Raw genomic sequence first — 20,200 nt, forward strand, 5'->3', positions numbered from 1 at the left:
CTCGAGGCATGGCTTCTGAGGATTTCGTTCACCTGCACTGTCACACCGACTACTCCCTCCTGGACGGTGCAGCGAAGATCGACAAACTGGTCGCCGCCACCGCGGAGCAGGGCCAGAAGGCCATCGCCATCACCGACCACGGGTACGTGTTCGGTGCCTACGAGTTCTACCGCACCGCCGTCGCTGCGGGCGTGAAGCCGATCGTCGGTGTGGAAGCGTACGTCACCCCCGGTACGTCGCGGCATGACCGCACCCGCCAGACCTGGGGCACGAAGGCGCAGCAGGACGCCGGCGACGACGTCTCCGCCCGCGGCGCCTACACCCACATGACCCTGCTGTCCCGCACCACCGAGGGCATGCACAACCTGTTCCGCCTCGCCTCCTACGCCTCCCTCGACGGCCAGATGGGCAAGTGGCCCCGCATGGACCGCGAAATCCTCGCGAAGTACGCCAGCGGTCTGATCGCCACCTCCGGCTGCCCCTCCGGTGAGGTGCAGACCCGCCTGCGGCTCGGCCAGTTCGATGAGGCGGTCCGTGCCGCCGGCGAATTCCAGGACATGTTCGGCAAGGACTTCTACTTCGTCGAGCTCATGGACCACGGCCTGGACATCGAGCGCCGTGTGCGCACCGAACTGCTGGACGTCGCGAAGAAGATCGGGGCGCCGCTGGTCGCCACCAACGACCTCCACTACGTCCACAAGGAGGACGCCGCGATCCAGGACGCCCTGCTGTGCATCAACTCCGGCTCCACCTTCGACACCCCCGGCCGCTTCAAGTTCGACGGCTCCGGCTACTACCTGAAGTCCGCAGCCGAGATGCGCGACATCTTCCGCGACCTGCCCGAAGCGTGCGACAACACGATGCGCATCGCCGAGATGTGCGACGTCTCCTTCACCACCACCGATGAGGGCGCGAACTTCATGCCGCGCTTCCCCGTGCCGGAGGGCGAGGACGAGCACTCCTGGTTCATCAAGGAAGTGCAGCGCGGCCTGGAGTACCGCTACCCGGCCGGCATCCCGGACGAGGTGCAGGAGCGCGCCGACTACGAAACGTCCGTCATCACCAACATGGGCTTCCCCGGCTACTTCCTGGTGGTGTCCGACTTCATCAGATGGGCGAAGGAGCAGGGCATCCGCGTGGGCCCCGGCCGTGGCTCCGGTGCCGGCTCGATGGTCGCCTACGCCATGCGCATCACGGACCTGGACCCGATCCCGCACGGCCTGCTGTTCGAGCGGTTCCTCAACCCGGAGCGCGTCTCCATGCCCGACTTCGACGTGGACTTCGATGACCGCCGCCGCGGCGAAGTGCTCGACTACGTCACGAAGAAGTACGGCGATGACCGCGTGGCGCAGGTGATCACCTACGGCGTGATGAAGACGAAGAACTCACTGAAGGACGGCGCCCGCGTGCTCGGCCTGCCGTACGCGGTGGGGGACCGGCTCACGAAGGCGCTGCCGCCCACCGTGATGGGCAAGGACATCTCCATCAAGGGCATCTTCGACCCGGCCGACAAGCGCTACGGGGAGGCGGAGGAGTACCGCCGCCTGCACGCGGAGGACCCGGACACGAAGCGGGTCACGGAGCTCGCCGGCGGACTGGAGGGCCTGACCCGCGGCTGGGGCGTGCACGCCTGCGCGGTCATCATGTCCAGCCACACGCTCACCGACATCATCCCGATGATGCGGCGCCCCGCGGACGGCCAGATCATCACCCAGTTCGACTACCCGACGTGCGAGACCCTCGGCCTGCTGAAGATGGACTTCCTGGGGCTGAGGAACCTGACGGTGATCTCCGATGCGCTGGAGAACATCGAAGCGAACGGCAAGCAGGGCCCCGATTTCGAGACCCTCGGGTTCGAGGACCCGGAGACGTACCGGCTGCTGCAGCGCGGTGACACCCTCGGCGTGTTCCAGCTGGATGGCGCGGGCATGCGGTCCCTGCTGCGGCAGATGAAGCCGGACAAGTTCGGCGATATCTCGGCTGTGTCGGCGCTGTACCGCCCGGGCCCGATGGGCATGAACAGCCACACGAACTATGCCCTGCGCAAGAACGGGATGCAGGAGATCACCCCGATCCACCCGGAGCTGGCGGAGCCGCTGCAGGAGATCCTCGGCGAGACCTACGGCGTCATCGTGTACCAGGAGCAGGTGATGCAGACCGCGCAGAAGGTCGCGGGCTACTCCCTGGGACAGGCGGACATCCTCCGCCGCGCGATGGGCAAGAAGAAGAAGGAAGAGCTGGACAAGCAGATGGTGGGCTTCCGCCAGGGCATGCTCGACCACGGCTATTCCGAGCAGGCGTTCCAGGCGCTGTGGGATGTTCTGCTCCCGTTCGCGGACTACGCGTTCAACAAGTCGCACTCCGCGGCCTATGGTGTGGTGTCGTACTGGACGGCGTACCTGAAGGCGAACTTCCCCACGGAGTACATGGCGGCGCTGCTGACCTCCACGCAGGAGAACCGCGACCGCCTTGGCCTCTACCTGGGCGACTGCCGCCACCGCGGCATCACGGTGCTGCCGCCGGATGTGAACGAGTCCGGTATGTTCTTCCGCGCTGTCGGGGAGGACATCCGCTTCGGACTGTCCGCGGTCCGCAATGTGGGCGCGAACGTGGTGGAGGCGATCATCCAGGCGAGGGAGGAGAAGGGCGCGTTCACCTCCTTCAGCGACTTCCTCGACAAGGTGCCGCTGGTGGTGTGCAACAAGCGCACCATCGAGTCGCTCATCAAGGGCGGCGCGTTCGATTCGATGGGCCATAACCGCCGCTCCCTCGCCCTCATCCACGAGGACGCGGTCGATGGTGTGGTCGATGTGAAGCGCAAGGAGCAGCAGGGACAGTACGACCTGTTCGGCGAAGGCATGTTCGGTGAGGGGGAGGCGTTCGGCTCCGCCGCCACGATGCAGGTGCCGGACCTGCCGGAGTGGGACCGGAAGCAGAAGCTCGGCTTCGAGCGCGTGATGCTGGGCCTGTACGTGTCGGACCATCCGCTGCACGGCCTGGAGCACGTGCTGGCGCAGAACTCCTCGCACACGATCTCGCAGCTGGCGGAGGTGGAGAACACCGAGGCGCTCGGGATCGTGAACCTGTCGGGCCTGGTCACCGGTATTCAGCGCAAGACCACGAAGAAGGGCGACACGTGGGCGATCGTCACGATGGAGGACCTGGAGGGCTCCATCGACTGCCTGCTGTTCCCGAACACGTACCAGCAGGTCGCCACGGAGCTCGCGGAGGACATCGTGGTGTCCATGAAGGGCCGCGTGGACAACTCCAAGGGCAGTGCGGAGATGCGCGTCATGGAGATGACGCTGCTGGACACGTCGTCGGCCTCGGCGGATGGTCCGCTGGTGATCTCGATCCCGGATGCCCGCATGAACGAGCGGACGGCGGAGCAGCTGCGGGAGATCCTGGAGGACAATCCGGGCTCCAGCGAGGTGCGGCTGAAGCTGATGGAGCCGGGCCGCTCCACGCTCATGCGCCTGGATCGGCGGCTGAGCGTGCAGGCGTCACCCGCGCTGTACGCGTCGCTGAAGACTCTGCTGGGCGCGTCCTGCCTCGGCTGAGGACCGGCGGCTGCCGGCAGCCCGACGGGTGCCGGCGCGGCTCAGGCCAGGCGGCTCGCCCCGTCGGCCGCCCCTGACAGGCGGTCGTGCAGATCCAGCACCACGGCCGCGGCGCCGCTGACGGCCGGGCCCGAGGCGTCGAGGCGCTGCACGGCGCAGGTGCCGGCGCGGGCGGCGTCGTAGCCGCTGATCCACTCCTCCCGCGCGGACTGCTCGGCCGCGCTGGTGGTGGGGTAGTCGGCGGTGTCGCTGAGTGCGGTGACCCCGCACCGCCACGGCTTCGCGGTGAGGCGCGCCCGGTAAGTTGCGTGACGTGCGCACAGGCGCGCGTACAGCGGGTCCGCTTCCAGGTCCTGCATCACCTGCTGCATCTGGGCGGAGTCGGCGGCGGCGTCCAGACCGGAGATCGCGACGCGCAGCCCGGCCGCTGTCTCATAGGTGATGACGCTGCAGACCGGGTGGCGCAGCGCCCACGAGGCGATGAGGTCGACGCGCCGCTTCCTCTCCGCTCGGTGCTCCTCCTGCTTCTGCCGCCACGCGCCGCGACCGAACAGGGGCTGCTTCGCAGGCGGGGCGGGCGGCAGGTCGATGTCGACGAACGCGATCGTGTCGGTGGTGAGGATCAGGGACCCGTACCGGTTGCGGGTGATGACCGCGAGGAGCGCGTCGGCGCTGTCCCGCAGCTCCTGCAGGACCTCTTCGCGGGCGGGCTGTGCGTCGTAGTAGGAGCCCTCGTCGGTGCGCAGCGCGGCGCCGCCGGCGCTCAGGGAACCGCCCTGCCCCTCATCCTGGCGCCGCGGAAGGCCGTGGATGCGCACCCGCTCGGCGAGGCGCGCGAGGCGCTCGCGGGCGTGGGCGCGGGCGGCGTCCTCACTGGTGGGGGAGTGGCCCCACTGCGCGAGGTGGACGGGACCGGTGGGGGAGTCCACGCGCTCGGCGGCGCGGGCCCAGAAGCGTGCGGGTTCCTGCATGAGGACAGGGTACCGGCGGGCGGCGGGGAACTGCGGATGGTTCAGCGGCGCGGGCGGGCGCGAGATTACGATGGTCCGCATGGCTCTTCTCCACACCCTCGATCTGCGGGGCACCGATCTGTCCCGCTCCCAGCTGCAGCGCACCCTTCCACGCCCCGAGGTGGATGTGCATCGCGCGCTCGAGAAGGTGCAGAGCATCATTGACGATGTGCAGGAGCGCGGCGCCGAGGCGATCCTCGAGTACGGCGAACAGTTCGACGGGGTCCGCCCGCCCCAGCTGCGGGTCCCCGATTCCGTCCGCCGCGCCGCCCTGGACGGCCTCGACCCGCAGATCCGCGCCGCCCTCGAGGTCGCGATCGAGCGGGTCCGCGCCGTCGATGAGGCGCAGCTGCGCGACACCGACCTCGTGGAGGTCATCCCCGGTGGGCGGGTGGCGCAGCGCTGGGTGCCGGTGGAGCGCGTCGGCCTGTACGTCCCCGGCGGACGTGCCGTCCTGCCCAGCTCCGTGGTGATGAACGCCGTGCCCGCGCAGGTCGCCGGCGTCAGCGAGCTGGTGGTCGCCTCTCCGCCGCAGAAGGAGGCCGACGGGTACCCGCATCCCACGATCCTCGCCGCCTGCGAACTGCTCGGCATCACCGAGGTGTACGCCGCGGGCGGCGCTCAGGCGATCGCGATGTTCGCGTTCGGCGACGGCGTCGGCCTGGAACCCGTGGACCTCGTCACCGGTCCGGGCAACGTGTTCGTGGCGGCGGCGAAGCGCGCCGTGCGCGGCTATGTCGGCATCGACGCCGAGGCCGGCCCCACGGAGATCGGCATCGTCGCTGATGCGTCCGCGAAGGCCCGCTCCGTGGCGGCGGATCTGATCTCGCAGGCGGAGCACGACCCGATGGCCGCGAGCGTCCTCATCACCGACAGCCCTGACCTGATCGACTCCGTCCGCGCCGAACTGGACCGCCAGGTCCCGCAGGCGCGGCACGCGGAGCGGATCACCGAGGCGCTCCGCGGCCCGCAGTCCGCCGCGGTGCTCGTCGATGACATCGATGCTGCAGTCGCAGTGGCGAACGCCTACGGCGCGGAGCACTTGGAGATCCACACGGAGCGGGCGCGGGAGGCGGCGTCCCGCATCACGAACGCGGGCGCTGTGTTCGTCGGCGAATACTCACCGGTGTCCCTCGGCGATTACGCGGCGGGCTCGAACCATGTGCTGCCCACGGGCGGCTCCTCCCGCTTCTCCAGCGGGCTGGGGGTGCACACGTTCCTGCGCGCCATCCACGAGATCACCTACACCCGGGAGGCGCTGGCCGCGTCGCGCGAGGCCGCGGAGACGCTCGCTCAGGCGGAGGATCTGCCGGCGCACGGCCGCGCCATCGCGATCCGCTTCGAGGACTGAGCAGCACCTCGCAGCGGCGCTCAGAGCCGTTCAGCGGCTGAAGCGTTCGATGCCGTCCACGAACGTGGACAGCGGCCGCACCGCCAGCAGGCGCTCCGCCGCTTCCCGCGCCGCTGATTCGACCATGAGGCCGTCGGGACCCGTCGGCACCGGCGCGAACGGGTCGTCCTCCAGCAGCACCAGGTCCGCGAGACCTCCCACTTGGAGGCGCTGAACACCGTCCACGGATGCGGCGAGAGCCTCCAGGGGCTGCAGCTGCTGGGCGGGGAACCAGCCGGGGCGCTCATCGGAGGAGCGGTGCACCGCGGCCGCCATCGCCATCCACGGCGCGATCGGCGCCACCGGAGCATCGGAGCCGAACGCGAGCGGCACCCCTGCCTCGAGCAGGTCGCGCAGCCGGTAGGCGCAGTCCGCCCAGTCGCCCCATGTCTGCATGGTGGCGTCGCGGTCATCCAGCAGATGCACCGGCTGCACGGACGCGGTCACACCGAGGCGGGCCATGCGTGCAACGTCCTGGTCGGTCAGCATCTGTGCGTGTTCGATGCGGGCGGGGATCCCCGCCTGCTGGATCGCGTCGAGGGCGATGTCGGCGGCGGCGTCGCCGATGGCGTGGACGGCGGCGTGCAGGCCGAGGCCGCGGGCACGGCCCAGCAGGTCGTGCAGGTCGTGCAGCGGCACCGCGAGGACACCGCGGCCGTCCCCGTCGGGGGCGCCGTAGGCGTGGCGGCACAGGGCCGATTTGGAGCCGAGGGCGCCGTCCACGATCACCTTCAGCGGACCCATGGTCACCAGCGGGCTGTGGGCGTCGGCGGCGGTGATGGGGGTCCCCGTCGGCCCGGGAACGGATTCCAGGGTGGAGGCGTAGGTGGCGGTGCGGACCCGCAGGCGCGGCGCGCGGCGCGCCCACAGCTCCCAGTTCGCCGCCCACTCCATGTCGACGAGGCCGACGATGCCGCGCTCCAGCGCCTCCGTCTGCATATCCGCGACGCCGCCTTCGAGCCGGTCGGCGATGCCGGGCAGGTCGTCGAGGTGCTCCAGCGCCGTGAACCATTCGTCCTCGCCGACCACACCGCCCTCGGTGGGCAGGCCGAGGCCCGTCAGGGCGGCGGTGTTCATGAGGGCGTGGTGGGCGTCGGACCCGATGAGGACGATCGCGGTAGCGGGGGCCAGGGCGTCCAGTTCGGTGAGGACGCGGCGGGTGAAGGCATCGCCGTGCGGGTCGTCGTCGAAGTCGACGAGGCGGTGGCCGAAGCCGACAAGCGCATCGCCGCTGTGCACCGCGCTGCCGGCGAGCTGAGCGCGGCGGGCAGCGAGCGCCCGGCGGGCGAGGCCGAGCAGATCATCCAGGCTGGTGGCGCCGGAGGTGTCGAGGCGGGAGCGGCCCTGCGCTGTCTGCCCCACATGCACGTGCTGATCCCACAGGCCCGGGATCGCGAACGCCCCCGCCGCATCCACCACCTGTTCACCGCTCGTGCGGCTGAGCCGCTCAGCGATCTCGGTGATCCGGCCGTCGACGATGCGGACGTCCACCGGCGCGGCGGAGCGCGAGTAGGCGGGGGAGGGGCCGACGGGGTCGATCAGTCGGACGGTGCGCAGCAGCATCAGCAGCGGCCGCCGGGACTCAGCGGGTGCGGACCGCGCGGGCGATGGCGCGCCAGCCCAGCAGCAGCGCCGCATTCACCAGGACCGACACGATCACGAAGCTCGTCGCGGTGCCGTCGCCGATGAGGGAGCGGATCACCATTGCGGTCGCGATCTCCACCGCCAGGATCAGCACACCGTGCGGCCACAGGCGGAACGCCGCGGCCTGCACAGCGCTCGCCTCGGCCGCGGCGGGACGGGCCGCGACCGTGCGCCAGCTCTGCGTCACAGCGTGGCCCAGCAGCAGGCCCACCAGGAACGGTGCCCCCACCCGGAACAGGGTGCCGGCGCTGAGCGCCTCACCGTGGGAGAGGATCCCGGCGATGGTGAACGCGATGACGCAGACGATGTCGATCACAACAGCGGTGGCGAAGGTCTTCTTCATGCCCCCCACGGTAGCGCCGCGGCTCCCCGGGAGGGAGCGCGCACGCCCGGTGGACGCCGCCCTCGCGCTTCAGCTCACACCCATAGACTTGGCCCATGGCCTTCCACCCCCCTCTGCGCGACGATCTGCGCGGCGACGCCCCCTACGGCGCGCCCCAGATCGATGTCCCTCACCTGATGAACGTGAACGAGAACCCGTTCCCGCCGTCCCCGGAGTTCATCGCGCATCTGCAGGAGGCCGTCGGCCGCGCCGCCACCGGCCTCAACCGCTACCCGGACCGCGAGTTCCTCGACCTGCGCGCCCGCCTCGGCGCCTACCTCGCCGCGGACGCCGATCTGCCCGCCCCGATCCCCGCGGAGCAGATGTGGGTCGCAAACGGCTCCAACGAGATCATGCAGCAGGTCTTCACCGCGTTCGGCGGCCCGGGCCGCCGCGCCCTCGCGTTCGCGCCGCACTATTCGATGTACCCCGAGTACGCCCGCAACACACTCACCGAGTTCGTCACCGAGGAGCGCGGGAGCGCCCCCGGCTTCGAGCTCACCGACCAGATGGTGCTGGCCGGCATCGAGCGGCACGACCCCACGATCGTGCTGCTGACCAGCCCCAACAACCCCACCGGCACCGCGCTCAGCCTCGACCTCGTGCGCACGGCCGCCCGCACCCTGGAGGAGCGCGGAGCGATCCTCGTGGTCGACGAAGCGTACGCGGAGTTCCGCCACGCCGGCGTCCCCTCCGCCCTCAGCGTCCTGGACGAGCACCCGAACCTGATCGTGTCGCGCACCATGGCGAAGGCGTTCGCGCTCGCGGGAGCACGAGTCGGCTACATGGCGGCGCCGCGGCCCCTCGTCGACGCGGTCCGCGTGGTCCGCCTCCCGTACCACCTGTCCGCCATTGCGCAGGCGGTGGCGCACGCCGCCCTCGACTTCACCGATGAGCTCCTCGGCTCCGTCGCGTTCCTCCGGCAGCAGCGCGATGAGCTCGCCGCATTCCTCACCGGCCGCGGCCATGACGTCGCCCAGTCCGATTCCAACTTCATCCTCTTCGGCACCTTCGCGGACCGGCGCGCCGTCTTCGAGGCGCTGCTGCAGCGCGGCGTCCTGATCCGCGAGGTCGGGCCCGACGGGTGGCTGCGCGTCTCCGTCGGCTCCGCAGAGGACAACCAGGCCTTCCGCACCGCACTTGAGGAGATCGATCCCGCATGACCAGCACCGATGACCCCGCGCAGAACCCCAGTCAGCGCGCGCCCCGCACGGCGTCCCTGACGCGCACCACCCGCGAATCCAGCGTTGAGGTGGAGCTCAACCTCGACGGCACCGGCCAGGTCTCCATCGACACCTCCGTGCCGTTCTACGACCACATGCTGACCGCGCTCGGCACCCACAGCTCCTTCGACCTCACCGTCAAGGCGCACGGCGACACCCACATCGACGTCCACCACACCGTGGAGGACACCGCCATCGTGCTCGGGGACGCGTTCCGCGAAGCCCTCGGCGACAAGAAGGGCGTCACCCGCTTCGCCGACGCCTTCGTCCCCCTCGACGAGGCCCTCGCCCACGCCGTGGTGGACCTCTCGGGCCGCCCCTACTGCGTGCACACCGGGGAGCCCGCCGGCCAGGAGTACCACCTGATCGGCGGCCACTTCACCGGCTCCATGACCCGCCATGTGTTCGAATCCTTCGCCCTGCACGCCGGCATCTGCCTGCACATGCGCCTCCTCGCCGGCCGCGACCCTCACCACATCGTGGAAGCGCAGTTCAAGGCGCTGGCGCGGGCGCTGCGCGGCGCCACCGAGTACGATCCGAGGATGACCGATGTCATCCCATCCACCAAGGGAGCACTCTGATGACGCAGTCCCCGCAGGGACCCGATGACAAGGACCGTGTGGACGCGGAGTTCGCCGCGATGATGGAGGGGCTGGACTTCGACACGTCCTCCCTCGACGACCCCCTCACCGCCGCGGGCGGCCACTCAGCCGGCTCTGCGGACCAGGCACAGGCCCAGGACCCGTCGACCCCCGCCCCCATCGCCATCGTCGCCACCCCGGTCGCGACCGCGAAGGCCCTCGCCGGGGTGATCCGCCTCGCGATGGCCGCGAAGGAGGACCCGCTCGCGCTGCCGACGGGGTCCGCCACCATCGATGCCGACTCCGGTGCCCTCGCCGTCGGCCCCCTCACCGAGGCCGACGCGCACCGCCTCGCCGGCCTCGTCTCCATCGGCCTGCAGCGGCAGGGCGTGGTGCTGTTCTGGCGGCAGGGCGACCGCATGACCGCCACCCGCTACCGCTCCGGTGAGCGGATGGACGACGTCCCTCCCGCGTTCGTGCTCGGCGCCCTCGATTCCCGCGTGGAGGACCTGCTGCTCGGAGCGGAGTCCGTCGCCGAAGCGGAGAACGTGTACGACCCGGCGGAGCTGTCCCGCACCGAGGCCGTGAAGTGGATCGCGACCGGCAGGAAGAGGAAGCGGTGAGCCCCGCCCCCAGCGTCGTGGTCCTCGACCACGGATCCGGCAACGTCCGCTCTGCTGTGCGCGCCCTCGAACACGCCGGCGCCGCCGTGGAGCTGACTGCGGACCCCGTCGCCGCGCTCGAGGCCGACGGGCTCGTGGTCCCCGGCGTCGGCGCATTCGATGCCACGATGCGGCAGCTGCGCGCCGTGGGTGCGCCCCGCATCATCGGGCGCCGCCTCGCCGGTGGCCGCCCCGTCCTCGGCATCTGCGTGGGCCTGCAGGTCATGTTCGATGCCGGCAGCGAGCACGGCATCGAGGCCGACGGGCTCGGCGAATGGCCCGGGCGGGTGGAACGGCTGCAGTCCGCGACCGTCCCCCACATGGGCTGGAACACGATCGACGCCCCCGCCGGAACGCGTCTGTTCGCCGGTGTGGAGGACGAACGGTTCTACTTCGTCCACTCCTACGGTGTGCGCCGCTGGGAGTTCCAGCAGATCAGCGACGCGATGACCCCGCCGCAGGTGACGTGGGCCGAGCACGAGGGCGATCGGTTCATCGCCGCCGTGGAGAACGGCGCACTCTGCGCCACCCAGTTCCACCCGGAGAAGTCCGGGCAGGCCGGCATTCGGGTGCTGCGCAACTGGCTCAGCACTCTGCCGCAGCGAGAAGGCGCCCGCCCCGGTACCGCTGAAGCAGGAGGCGGTGCCGCATGATCCTCGCATTCATCATGCTGTTCGTCGGCGCGATCCTGCTCGGCGGCGCCTGGTCCTTCGCCAAGCAGCGCCACCCGTGGTGGTCCGTCGCCGTGCTCGCCCTCGCCGGTCTGCTGTGCATCGGCGTCTCACTCTTCCGCATCTACCAGTAGCCGCCCCCGCGGCTCCCACGTAAGGAGACCTTCGTGTCCGATTCCCTGATCCTCCTTCCCGCTGTTGACGTCGCCGGAGGGCAGGCCGTCCGCCTCGTCCGCGGTGAAGCCGGCACCGAAACGGTCTACGGCGCCCCCGTCGACGCCGCCCTCTCTTTCCAGCGCCAGGGCGCATCCTGGCTGCACCTCGTGGACCTCGACGCCGCATTCGGCCGCGGCTCCAACGCAGAACTGCTGGAGAAGGTCGTCTCCGAGGTGGACATGAACGTGGAGATGTCCGGCGGCATCCGCGACGACGCCACCCTTGAGCGCGCCCTCGCCACCGGCTGCCGCCGCATCAACCTCGGCACCGCGGCCCTGGAGAACCCCGAGTGGACGGCCGAGGTCATCAAGGAGTACGGCGACCGCGTCGCCGTGGGCCTCGATGTGCGCGGCACCACCCTCGCCGCCCGCGGCTGGACCCGCGAGGGCGGCGAGCTGTTCGAGACCATCGAGCGCCTCAACGACGCCGGCTGCGCGCGCTATGTGGTCACCGATGTCGCCACCGACGGCATGCTCAGCGGCCCGAACCTCGATCTCATGCGCCGGGTGTGCGAACGGACCGATGCCGCCGTCATCGCCTCCGGCGGCGTCTCCAGTCTCGACGACCTGAAGGCGCTGCGCGACCTCGTGGAGATCGGTGTGGAGGGCGCGATCGTCGGCAAGGCGCTGTACGCGCAGAACTTCACCCTGGAGCAGGCGATCGAGGTGGCCGGCGATCAGCACTGAGCAGCCCCGCCGCGACCAGCCTGACTCATCGGCGCTGCCGGAGCAGGCGGACCAGGTGCGCCGCACGCTGCCCGCCCACTTCACCCAGAAGTCGCATCTGACCGACACCGCTGGCGTGCCGTGGAAGGGGCGCGACTACACCGTCTCCCCGTTCCCCACGGACACGGGCGGCCAGGATCCCCGCATCGCCGCTGCGCTCGCCGCCGTCGACGCGGGGGAGGACCCCCACCATGAGGCGCTCGTGGCGGCGCTGCGCGGGCAGCGGGTGATGGTGCCGATCACCGCGATCGCCACCGACACCGAGGTCACGGCCGACGGGCTCGTCGCCGACAACGCCTCCGACATGGCCGTGGTGAAGATCCAGGCCGGCACTGACATCGCCCTGCCGATCTTCACCGGCACCGAGCAGCTCACCGCGTGGCGCCCGGAGGCGCGGCCCGTGCCGATGGTGATCGAGCAGGCGGCGCAGGCCGCAGTCGCCGAAGGCTGCACCATGCTGATCGTGGACATGGGACGGCCCCGCCCCGTGGTCCTGACCCGCTCTGCACTGTGGGCGCTCGGTCAGGACCGTCCCTGGACCCCGCCGCACGCCGACGACGCTGTGATCAGCGAGATGCGCGGCGCACTGCTGGGAACGGTCCCGCATCTGCGGGATGTGCACCTGCGTCCGCATCCCGAGCGCGAAGTGGACGTGGTGCTGGTGCTGGAGCCGGGGCTGCGCCGCGAGGACCTGCAGGCGATCCTCGGCGGCATCCAGCAGATCCTGGCGTCTTCGCAGCTGATCGCCGAAAGGGTGACCTCGCTGAAGCTGACCGTGACAGGCTGAGGGGTATGAACCTCAGCGCATACAAGGCGGTCCTCGCCCAGCCGAAAGCAGCATCGATCTTCCTGCTGGGGTTCCTGGCGCGCTTCCCGTTCTCCACCACGGGCCTGCTGCTGACCCTGCACTGTGTGCTGACCCTGCACGTGTCGTTCACGCAGGCGGGTCTGCTGGTCACCGCCGCCACCCTCGGTGCCGCGATCTCGGCGCCGTGGCGCGGCCGCCTCCTCGACAAGCAGGGCCTGCGCCGCACTCTGGTGCCGCCGATCATCGTCAACGGCATCGTGTGGATGACCGTGCCGTGGCTGCCGTACGCCGGGGTGCTGCCGCTGGTGTTCCTCGGCGGCCTGTTCTCCATCCCCGTGTTCTCCATCGTCCGCACCTCCCTCGCCGTGATCGTGCCGGCGAGGATGCGGCGCACCGCGTTCGCCCTCGACTCCGTGTTCACCGAGTTCGTGTTCATGACGGGGCCGGCGCTCGCCACCGTCCTGGTGTACTCCGCGGGGTCGCGCCCCACGATGATCCTCGTGGGGGTGCTGATCGTGGCGGCCGGGCTCGGGCTGATGGTGGTGGACCCGCCGCTGCGCACCGACCAGATCATGCTGCCCACGCACCTGTCGGAGCCGCTGGAGACCGCGGAGGCGGCCGCGGCCGCCCACACCGGCGAGTACAACGAACGCCGCGTCTTCGAGGACACGCAGACCGGCGCGATCCCCGTGGTGGGGGACCCGGCGCAGGAGCAGGCGAAGAGCGCGGCCCGCACCGCCCTGCTCAGCTGGGGCGGCATCTCGATCCTGGTGTCCACCGCGGTCGGCTCCATGCTGCTGGTGGCGACCGATGTGGCGTTCGTGGCGCTGCTGCGGGAGATCGGGCAGGAGGGCATGGTGGGCCCGATGGTGTCGATCATGTGCGCCGGATCCGCGATCGGCGGCATCGTCTACGGCGCGATGAGGACCGATGTGGGCGCCCTGTGGATCCTGCTGCTGATGGGCCTGCTGATCCTGCCGCTGGCGCTCACGCACACCCTGATCCTGCTCATCGTGTTCGCGTTCCTCGCCGGCACCACGATCGCGCCGCTGCTGTCCGCCACGGGTGAGGCGATCGCGCAGAAGGTGCCGGAGGAGGGGCGTTCGGAGGCGATGGGCTGGCACGGCTCATCGCTGACGATCGGCGCCGCGATGGGAGGCCCGATCTTCGGCAGTGTGATCGATGTCTGGGGCGCGAACTGGGGCTTCGGTGCGGCCGGCCTGGTCGCGATCGGCATCGCGGGCGCGGGCCTGATCGCGATGCGCATCCGACGGGTTCGTGTGCGGCGTCGGCTCGCCGCCACCGTGCCCGGGCTCAGCTGAACGGGCAGGTCAGCGGACGGGGCCGGTGAACTTCTCGCCCGGCCCCTGGCCCATCTCGTCGGGAACCGGCAGCGCCTCCTGGAACGCCAGCTGCAGGGAGCGCAGACCGTCCCGCAGGGAGCGGGCGTGCTCGTTGCCGAGGTCCGGGGCGCTCGCGGTGATGAGGGCGGCGAGGGCGTTGATGACCTTGCGGGCCTCGTCGAGGTCCTTGTACTGGCCGGTCTCCTCATCCTCCGCCAGGCCCACCTTGATGGCGGCGGCGCTCATCAGGTGGACGGCGGTGGTGGTGATCAGTTCGACTGCGGAGACGTCGGCGATGTCGCGGGTGAAGCCGGAGGCGTCATCGGCGTGCCGGTGGGATGCGCCGTCGGCGCCGGGCTGAGGGGCGCTCCCTGCGCCGGTGTGGTCGGTGCTCATGCGCCCCAGTCTAGGTCGGCGGCACCCGTCGGCCCGCCCGCTGAGCCGGCCGCGCGGCGGTGTGCATCACAGGGCGCTTCAGTTCCTGACGGTTGCTGGTAGAGTTGTCCATCGGAGCACACCTGTTCCCACCAAGTGGAGGCCTACTCCCACCTGGGCGATCGTCACCCGTTTCGGCGGCACAGATCGTCGGGTCAGCGCCCACGGCGCATCGCGAGTCGATGTGCCGTGCGATTCTGAGGCCTCTGCATGAGCAGGGGCCTTTTGCTGTGTGCTCACACCAGAATCGATTGTGAGGAGCAGTCATCAGCGAACAGCGCATCAACGGGCAGATCCGAGTTCCCAAGGTCCTTCTCGTGGGTCCGAACGGCGAGCAGGTCGGTGAAGTCCGCATTGAGGACGCCCTGCGGCTCGCCGCCGAGGCAGACCTCGACCTGGTCGAGGTGGCACCCGGCGCACGCCCGCCGGTCGCCCGCCTCATGGACTACGGCAAGTTCAAGTACGAAGCGAATCTGAAGGCCCGGGAATCCCGGCGGAACCAGGTCAACACCCAGCTGAAGGAAATTCGGATGGGTCTGAAGATCGATACGCATGACTACGAGACCAAGAAGCGCAACGTCGAGAAGTTCCTGTCCGCCGGTGACAAGGTCAAGGTCATGATCCGCTTCCGCGGCCGTGAGCAGTCCCGACCGGAGATGGGCTTCAAGCTGCTGCAGCGGATGGCTGAGGACGTCTCTGAGCTCGGGTTCGTGGAGACGCGCCCCCGCCAGGACGGCCGCACCATGGTGATGGTGATCGGTCCTCACAAGAAGAAGGCTCAGGCACGTGCCGAAGCCCGCAAGCGCAAGAGCGATGCGGAGAAGGCAGCTGCGAAGTCGAACGCCGAGTGACCTCGGCGAGCAACTGAAGGAGAAAAGGCACAATGCCGAAGAACAAGACTCATTCCGGTGCCAAGAAGCGCATCCGCATCACCGGCAAGGGCAAGCTGCAGCGCCAGCGCGCGAACGCCTACCACAAGGCTGAGCACAAGAGCTCGGCCCGCAAGCGCCGCCTCGCCGGCGTGGCCGATGTGGCCAAGGCCGACGTGAAGACCCTCAAGCGCATGCTCGGCCGCTGATCCGGCGCATCGCTCTCAATCTGAACTTCTAAGGAGAACAAAGTGGCACGCGTCAAAAGGTCCGTGAACGCCAAGAAGAAGCGCCGTGAGATCCTCGAAGAGGCCTCCGGCTACCGCGGTCAGCGCTCGCGCCTGTACCGCAAGGCCAAGGAGCAGGTCCTTCACTCGAAGACCTACTCCTTCCAGCACCGTCGCAAGCGCAAGGGCGACTTCCGCCGCCTCTGGATCCAGCGCATCAACGCCGGCGCCCGCGCCAACGGCATGACCTACAACCGCTTCATCCAGGGCCTGAACCTGGCCGGCATCGAGGTCGACCGCCGCATGCTCGCCGAGCTCGCCGTCAACGAGCCCGCTGCCTTCGCCGCCATCGTCGAGTCCGCGAAGAACGCCCTGCCCGAGGACGTCAACGCACCCGCAGCCTGATTGCTGCCGCCGATGAGCACTCCAGAACGCCCGGACAGGGCACCAGTGACGTCGACTCGCTCCGATCGAGTCCGCCTGGTCGCCTCACTGTCCGGGCGTTCTGCACGCTCCAAGCACGGACAGTTCCGGGTGGAGGGCCCCCAGGCCGTCCGCTCACTGCTCGACGCCTGGAGCGACTGGGCAACCGCCCTGTTCCTCACCGACGCCGCCCGCACCGACCACCCCGACCTCGTGCACCTCGCCGCCGAAGCGGGCCTGCCGATCACCCCCGTCACCGCCGAAGTGATCACCGCGATGGTCCGCGACCAGGGCCAGCAGTCCGTGGTCAGCCCGCAGGGCGTCATCGCCACCGCCCGCATCGTCGAAACCCCGTGGCTGGAGCTGCTCGAGCGGGCCGCCGGCAGCGGGGGAGAGGCCGACGGATCCCCGGTGACCATCGTCGCCGCCGACCGTCTGCAGGACCCCGGGAATGCCGGCACCCTGCTGCGCACCGCCGACGCCTCCGGAGCCGCCGCCGTGTTCTTCGGTGACGGATCCGTGGACCCGTACGCACCGAAGACCGTCCGCTCCACCGCCGGCAGCCTCTTCCACGTCCCGTTCGCGCGCCGCGTGCCCCTCGCGGACCTGCTCACCGAATGCACCCGTCGGCGCATCACCACCGCAGCCACCAGCGGCTACGCCCACACCAGCCTGTTCAGCACCGACCTGCCCGGCCGCATCGCCTGGCTGATGGGCAACGAAGCGCGCGGCCTCGGCGAGGACCTGCTGCAGCGCGCCGACCTCTCGATCGCGATTCCACTCTCCGGCCGCGCGGAATCGCTCAACCTCGCCACCGCGGCCGCTCTCTGCCTCTTCGAATCAGCACGCAGACGCTGACCCCGTCGGCCCGTCGGCCACCACCCGGCCGTACCGACACCCACCCCGGTCCCCACAACAGCATTTGGAGGGCTCGATCCCATGCCGGCCATCGGCGCACTGTTCCTTCTCATCGTCATGGTCACCACCGCGGTCGGCCTCGCCGCCACCGGCGCGATCGCCGACACCGCCGCGCTCGGCGTCACCACCGGCCTCATCAAAGGCGGCATGTACCTCGCCATCAGCGCCGCGTTCGGCTACGGCTTCACTCTGACGCTGCTGTACCCCGGGGAGGGCCGCACCCGCCGCGCCAAGAAGGGCGACAAGCCGTTCCCGCTCACTGCGGACCAGAACCGCCTGCGCACCGGTGCGCTCCTGGCGAGCCTCGCCACCATCGTCCTCATGGCCGGAACACTCCTGCTGCGCTACATCGACGCCGCCGGCACCGACTTCTCCCGCCTCGCGTTCTTCGCCTCCAGCACTGACGTCGGCGAGATCAGCGTCAACGGGATCGTCCTGATGGCGATCGCCGCGCTGCTCTTCGCGCTCGGTCGCCGACAGTTCTGGATGGGCTGGGCGATGGCCGCGATCGTCGCCGCGATCGTCGCGCTCGGCTTCCTCGGCCACGCCGGCGCCTCCATCGACCACAACAACGCCGTCAACGCGATGCTGCTGCACCTGCTCGGCATGGCGCTGTGGCTCGGCCCCCTGCTGGTCCTGGTCCACCTCGCTGCTCGCCGCACTGACGCGGCGGTGATCCGCACCGTGCTGGCGCGGTTCTCCCCGTGGGCCGTGTTCGCCATCGCCTGCCTCGCGTTCTCCGGCCTCGTCAACGGCCTCATCCGCCTGTCCAGCATCAGCGACCTCGTCACCACCGGGTACGGTCTGCTGGTGCTCGCGAAGACGATCGGCCTGGTTGCGATTGCGCTCGCCGGTGCCTCACAGCGCAGGAAGCTCGTGGTTGATGCCCCGTTCCGCCGCCTCGCGATCGTTGAGATCGCCGTGGCCGCGGCCGTCATCGGCCTGTCGATCGCGCTGGGCCGCTCCCAGCCGCCGGTGCCGCAGTTCATCTCCCGCGACAGCGCCGACCTCAAGGTCCTCTCGCTGGTCGGCTTCGAACCGCCCACCGCCCCGTTCGACGTCCCCACCCTGTTCACCCAGTGGCACATCGACTGGCTCGCCCTCGGCTTCTCCCTCACCATCGCCGCGCTGTACATCGCCGGTGTGGTGCGGCTGAAGCGGCGCGGCGATGCCTGGGTGTGGCACCGCACGGCGTTCTTCCTCGCCGGCAGCGCCCTCTTCATCTGGGTGATGAGCGGCGGTCCCGGCACCTACGGCCGCGTCCAGTTCGACGGCCACATGGTGCAGCACATGGCGCTGATGATCATCGTGCCGCCGCTGTGGGTGCTCGGCGCCCCCGTCACGCTGATGTCCCGCGCCGTCACGCCCAGGACGGACGGGTCCCGCGGCATGCGCGAATGGGTGCTGGCGATCCTCCACTCCAAGTACGGGGACGTGGTGTCCTCCGCGCCCGTGGCCGGGTTCATCTTCGCCGGGTCCCTCGTCGCGTTCTACTTCACGCCCCTGTTCACCTGGGCGATGTTCACCCACGCTGGGCACGCGTTCATGACGATCCACTTTCTGCTGTCCGGGTACCTGTTCGCATGGGTGATCATCGGCGTGGACCCGTCGCGCCGGCCGATCAACCCGATCCTGAAGCTGGTCACGCTGCTGGTGACTCTGAGCTTCCACGCGTTCTTCGGCCTCGCGGTCATCTCCGCCTCCTGGATCATCGGCGGCGACTGGTACCACGCGCTCGGCATGGCCGATGCCGAGCAGCTGATGTTCTGGCAGAAGCGCGGCGGCTCCATCATGTGGGGCGTGTCCGAAGTGCCGACCCTGCTGTACGCGATCGTGATGACGTGGCAGTGGACGCGCGCCGAGGACCGCACCGCCCGCCAGTACGACCGGAAGGCCGAGCGCGATCAGGGTGCGGAGCTGGAGGCGTACAACGAGTACCTGCGGACGCTGCGGGAGCAGAGCCGCAGCTGATGGCCCGCCCTGGTGCGGCGGTGCTCAGCGGCCGCTGCGGTCAGCGGTGCGGCGATGCTCAGCAGCCGCTGCGGTCGGCGCTGCGGCGGTAGATCATCGCGAGGATCGCGCCAGAGATGTTGTGCCAGATCGAGAACACCGCGGCTGGAAGTGCGGCGGCCGGGTTCATGTACTGCGCAGCGAGCGTGGCCGCGAGACCCGAGTTCTGCATGCCGACCTCAACGGAGGTGGTGCGGGACGCAGCCTCGCTCTGCTGGGCGAGCTTGGCGGTGCCGTAGCCGAGGAGGTACCCGGCGGCGTTGTGCAGCACCACGGCGGCGAACACGATGAGGCCGGCGCTGACTACGGTGTCGGCGCTGCCCGCCACGACCGCGACCACCACGAGGGAGATTCCGGCGACGGAGATCCACGGCAGGGCCGGCAGAATGCGGTCCACCAGGCGCGGCGCCAACAGGCGGATGAGCAGGCCGCCCACCACCGGAACGAGCACCATCTTCACGATGCTCATGGCCATGGCTGCGGCGTCGACAGGCATGTACGTGCCGGCGAGCCACACGGTGAGCAGCGGGGTGAACAGGGGCGCGAGCAGGGTGGAGATCGAGGTCATCGTCACCGACAGCGCCGTGTCCGCCTTCGCGAGGTAGGAGATGACGTTGGAGCTGGTGCCGCCGGGGGCGCAGCCCACGAGGATGACACCGGCGGCGAGCTCCGGCGGCAGCTGCAGCAACAGGGCCACACCAAGGCCCACCAGCGGCATGATCACGAACTGTGCGAGCACACCGATGAGCACCGGCAAGGGGCGACGCGCCACCAGGGCGAAGTCGGGCAGGGTGAGGGTGAGGCCCATGCCGAACATGATGACGCCGAGGAAGACGGACACCCATGGCGCGAGCGCGAGTCCCACGGGCGGGGCGACGAAGCCGAGGAGGGCGGCGGCGATGATGATCGCGGGGAACACGGTGACGGCGATGCGGGCGGAGCGGTCCTCGCGGGCGCGGGCGGCCGCCGTGGCGCTCCCGGACGCGGGGGAGCCGGGGTCGGTGGGGCCGACGGGGTCGGGATGCGCCGTGGTGCCGCCGGTGGGGCCGACGGAGCGGTCATTGTTCGGGATGGGGTTCGTGGACATGGAGGGAGACTACGTC

Annotated in this window: 20 protein-coding genes; 15 read left to right on the forward strand and 5 right to left on the reverse strand. The window is 70.0% G+C overall.

The genetic code is table 11. The features are described 5' to 3' along the window. Positions 1 to 8: 8 nt before the first annotated feature. Positions 9 to 3,560, forward strand: a complete 3,552-nt coding sequence (gene dnaE, locus R3I40_RS01880; protein WP_285262245.1) for a DNA polymerase III subunit alpha — start codon at positions 9 to 11, stop codon at positions 3,558 to 3,560. A gap of 41 nt (positions 3,561 to 3,601) precedes the next feature. Here the strand turns inward: dnaE and R3I40_RS01885 are convergent, their stop codons facing one another. After that, positions 3,602 to 4,531: a hypothetical protein gene (locus tag R3I40_RS01885; RefSeq protein WP_239375557.1), complete on the reverse strand. Its 930-nt coding sequence runs from the start codon at positions 4,529 to 4,531 to the stop codon at positions 3,602 to 3,604. A 79-nt stretch (positions 4,532 to 4,610) separates the two neighbouring features. Here R3I40_RS01885 and hisD point away from each other — a divergent pair, with 79 nt between their 5' ends. After that, positions 4,611 to 5,921 (forward strand): histidinol dehydrogenase, encoded by a 1,311-nt coding sequence (hisD, locus tag R3I40_RS01890; protein ID WP_239375556.1) that lies wholly within the window; start codon positions 4,611 to 4,613, stop codon positions 5,919 to 5,921. Positions 5,922 to 5,951: 30 nt separating this feature from the next. Here hisD and R3I40_RS01895 read toward each other — a convergent pair whose 3' ends face one another. Further along, entirely contained in the window at positions 5,952 to 7,523 is a 1,572-nt protein-coding gene (locus tag R3I40_RS01895) for an amidohydrolase family protein (protein WP_239375555.1), read from the reverse strand. A gap of 19 nt (positions 7,524 to 7,542) precedes the next feature. Continuing rightward, a complete protein-coding gene (locus R3I40_RS01900; RefSeq protein ID WP_183373529.1) occupies positions 7,543 to 7,947 on the reverse strand; it encodes a DUF3054 domain-containing protein in 405 nt (134 codons plus the stop codon). A gap of 95 nt (positions 7,948 to 8,042) precedes the next feature. On the opposite strand from R3I40_RS01900, the gene R3I40_RS01905 reads away from it, so the two are divergent. Genes R3I40_RS01905 through R3I40_RS01940 form a run of 8 tightly spaced genes read left to right on the forward strand, consistent with a single transcriptional unit; the run spans position 8,043 to position 14,194 of the window. Then, positions 8,043 to 9,149, forward strand: a complete 1,107-nt coding sequence (locus tag R3I40_RS01905) for a histidinol-phosphate transaminase (protein WP_183373530.1) — start codon at positions 8,043 to 8,045, stop codon at positions 9,147 to 9,149. Then, complete coding sequence (gene hisB / locus R3I40_RS01910) at positions 9,146 to 9,790, forward strand: imidazoleglycerol-phosphate dehydratase HisB (RefSeq protein ID WP_239375554.1); 645 nt, start codon at positions 9,146 to 9,148, stop codon at positions 9,788 to 9,790. Before R3I40_RS01905 ends, hisB begins: the two co-directional genes overlap by 4 nt. Further along, positions 9,790 to 10,413, forward strand: coding sequence for a hypothetical protein (locus R3I40_RS01915; protein ID WP_285262246.1), 624 nt, complete (start codon positions 9,790 to 9,792; stop codon positions 10,411 to 10,413). Before hisB ends, R3I40_RS01915 begins: the two co-directional genes overlap by 1 nt. After that, positions 10,410 to 11,105: an imidazole glycerol phosphate synthase subunit HisH gene (gene hisH / locus R3I40_RS01920; protein ID WP_239375551.1), complete on the forward strand. Its 696-nt coding sequence runs from the start codon at positions 10,410 to 10,412 to the stop codon at positions 11,103 to 11,105. Before R3I40_RS01915 ends, hisH begins: the two co-directional genes overlap by 4 nt. After that, the gene (locus tag R3I40_RS01925) at positions 11,102 to 11,257 is read left to right on the forward strand and encodes a CG2302 family histidine operon protein (protein WP_183373534.1); all 156 of its coding nucleotides are present in this window, start codon (positions 11,102 to 11,104) and stop codon (positions 11,255 to 11,257) included. Before hisH ends, R3I40_RS01925 begins: the two co-directional genes overlap by 4 nt. 33 nt (positions 11,258 to 11,290) lie before the next feature. Next, a complete protein-coding gene (gene priA, locus R3I40_RS01930) occupies positions 11,291 to 12,025 on the forward strand; it encodes a bifunctional 1-(5-phosphoribosyl)-5-((5-phosphoribosylamino)methylideneamino)imidazole-4-carboxamide isomerase/phosphoribosylanthranilate isomerase PriA (protein WP_285262247.1) in 735 nt (244 codons plus the stop codon). Positions 12,026 to 12,080: 55 nt separating this feature from the next. Further along, the gene (locus R3I40_RS01935) at positions 12,081 to 12,851 is read left to right on the forward strand and encodes an SseB family protein (protein ID WP_239375547.1); all 771 of its coding nucleotides are present in this window, start codon (positions 12,081 to 12,083) and stop codon (positions 12,849 to 12,851) included. Positions 12,852 to 12,856: 5 nt separating this feature from the next. After that, positions 12,857 to 14,194, forward strand: a complete 1,338-nt coding sequence (locus R3I40_RS01940; RefSeq protein ID WP_285262248.1) for an MFS transporter — start codon at positions 12,857 to 12,859, stop codon at positions 14,192 to 14,194. A 9-nt stretch (positions 14,195 to 14,203) separates the two neighbouring features. Here R3I40_RS01940 and R3I40_RS01945 read toward each other — a convergent pair whose 3' ends face one another. Continuing rightward, positions 14,204 to 14,611 (reverse strand): DUF1844 domain-containing protein, encoded by a 408-nt coding sequence (locus R3I40_RS01945; RefSeq protein WP_183373537.1) that lies wholly within the window; start codon positions 14,609 to 14,611, stop codon positions 14,204 to 14,206. Between the two features lie 356 nt (positions 14,612 to 14,967). On the opposite strand from R3I40_RS01945, the gene infC reads away from it, so the two are divergent. The 5 genes from infC (at position 14,968) to R3I40_RS01970 (ending at position 19,058) form a co-directional block, all read left to right on the forward strand. After that, positions 14,968 to 15,501: a translation initiation factor IF-3 gene (gene infC / locus R3I40_RS01950; RefSeq protein ID WP_239375543.1), complete on the forward strand. Its 534-nt coding sequence runs from the start codon at positions 14,968 to 14,970 to the stop codon at positions 15,499 to 15,501. 32 nt (positions 15,502 to 15,533) lie between these two features. Further along, the gene (rpmI, locus tag R3I40_RS01955) at positions 15,534 to 15,728 is read left to right on the forward strand and encodes a 50S ribosomal protein L35 (protein ID WP_183373538.1); all 195 of its coding nucleotides are present in this window, start codon (positions 15,534 to 15,536) and stop codon (positions 15,726 to 15,728) included. A gap of 42 nt (positions 15,729 to 15,770) precedes the next feature. Continuing rightward, positions 15,771 to 16,151 carry a 50S ribosomal protein L20 gene (gene rplT, locus R3I40_RS01960; RefSeq protein ID WP_183373539.1) on the forward strand — a complete coding sequence of 127 codons (381 nt, stop codon included), beginning with the start codon at positions 15,771 to 15,773 and terminating at the stop codon, positions 16,149 to 16,151. A gap of 45 nt (positions 16,152 to 16,196) precedes the next feature. Beyond that, positions 16,197 to 17,027: a TrmH family RNA methyltransferase gene (locus tag R3I40_RS01965; protein WP_285262249.1), complete on the forward strand. Its 831-nt coding sequence runs from the start codon at positions 16,197 to 16,199 to the stop codon at positions 17,025 to 17,027. Between the two features lie 81 nt (positions 17,028 to 17,108). Next, positions 17,109 to 19,058, forward strand: coding sequence for a bifunctional copper resistance protein CopD/cytochrome c oxidase assembly protein (locus R3I40_RS01970; protein ID WP_285262250.1), 1,950 nt, complete (start codon positions 17,109 to 17,111; stop codon positions 19,056 to 19,058). 58 nt (positions 19,059 to 19,116) lie between these two features. Here the strand turns inward: R3I40_RS01970 and R3I40_RS01975 are convergent, their stop codons facing one another. Beyond that, a complete protein-coding gene (locus R3I40_RS01975) occupies positions 19,117 to 20,184 on the reverse strand; it encodes a bile acid:sodium symporter family protein (protein WP_285262251.1) in 1,068 nt (355 codons plus the stop codon). Positions 20,185 to 20,200: the final 16 nt, after the last annotated feature.

The organism is Helcobacillus massiliensis (assembly GCF_033106145.1).
Taxonomy (GTDB): Bacteria; Actinomycetota; Actinomycetes; order Actinomycetales; family Dermabacteraceae; genus Helcobacillus; species Helcobacillus massiliensis.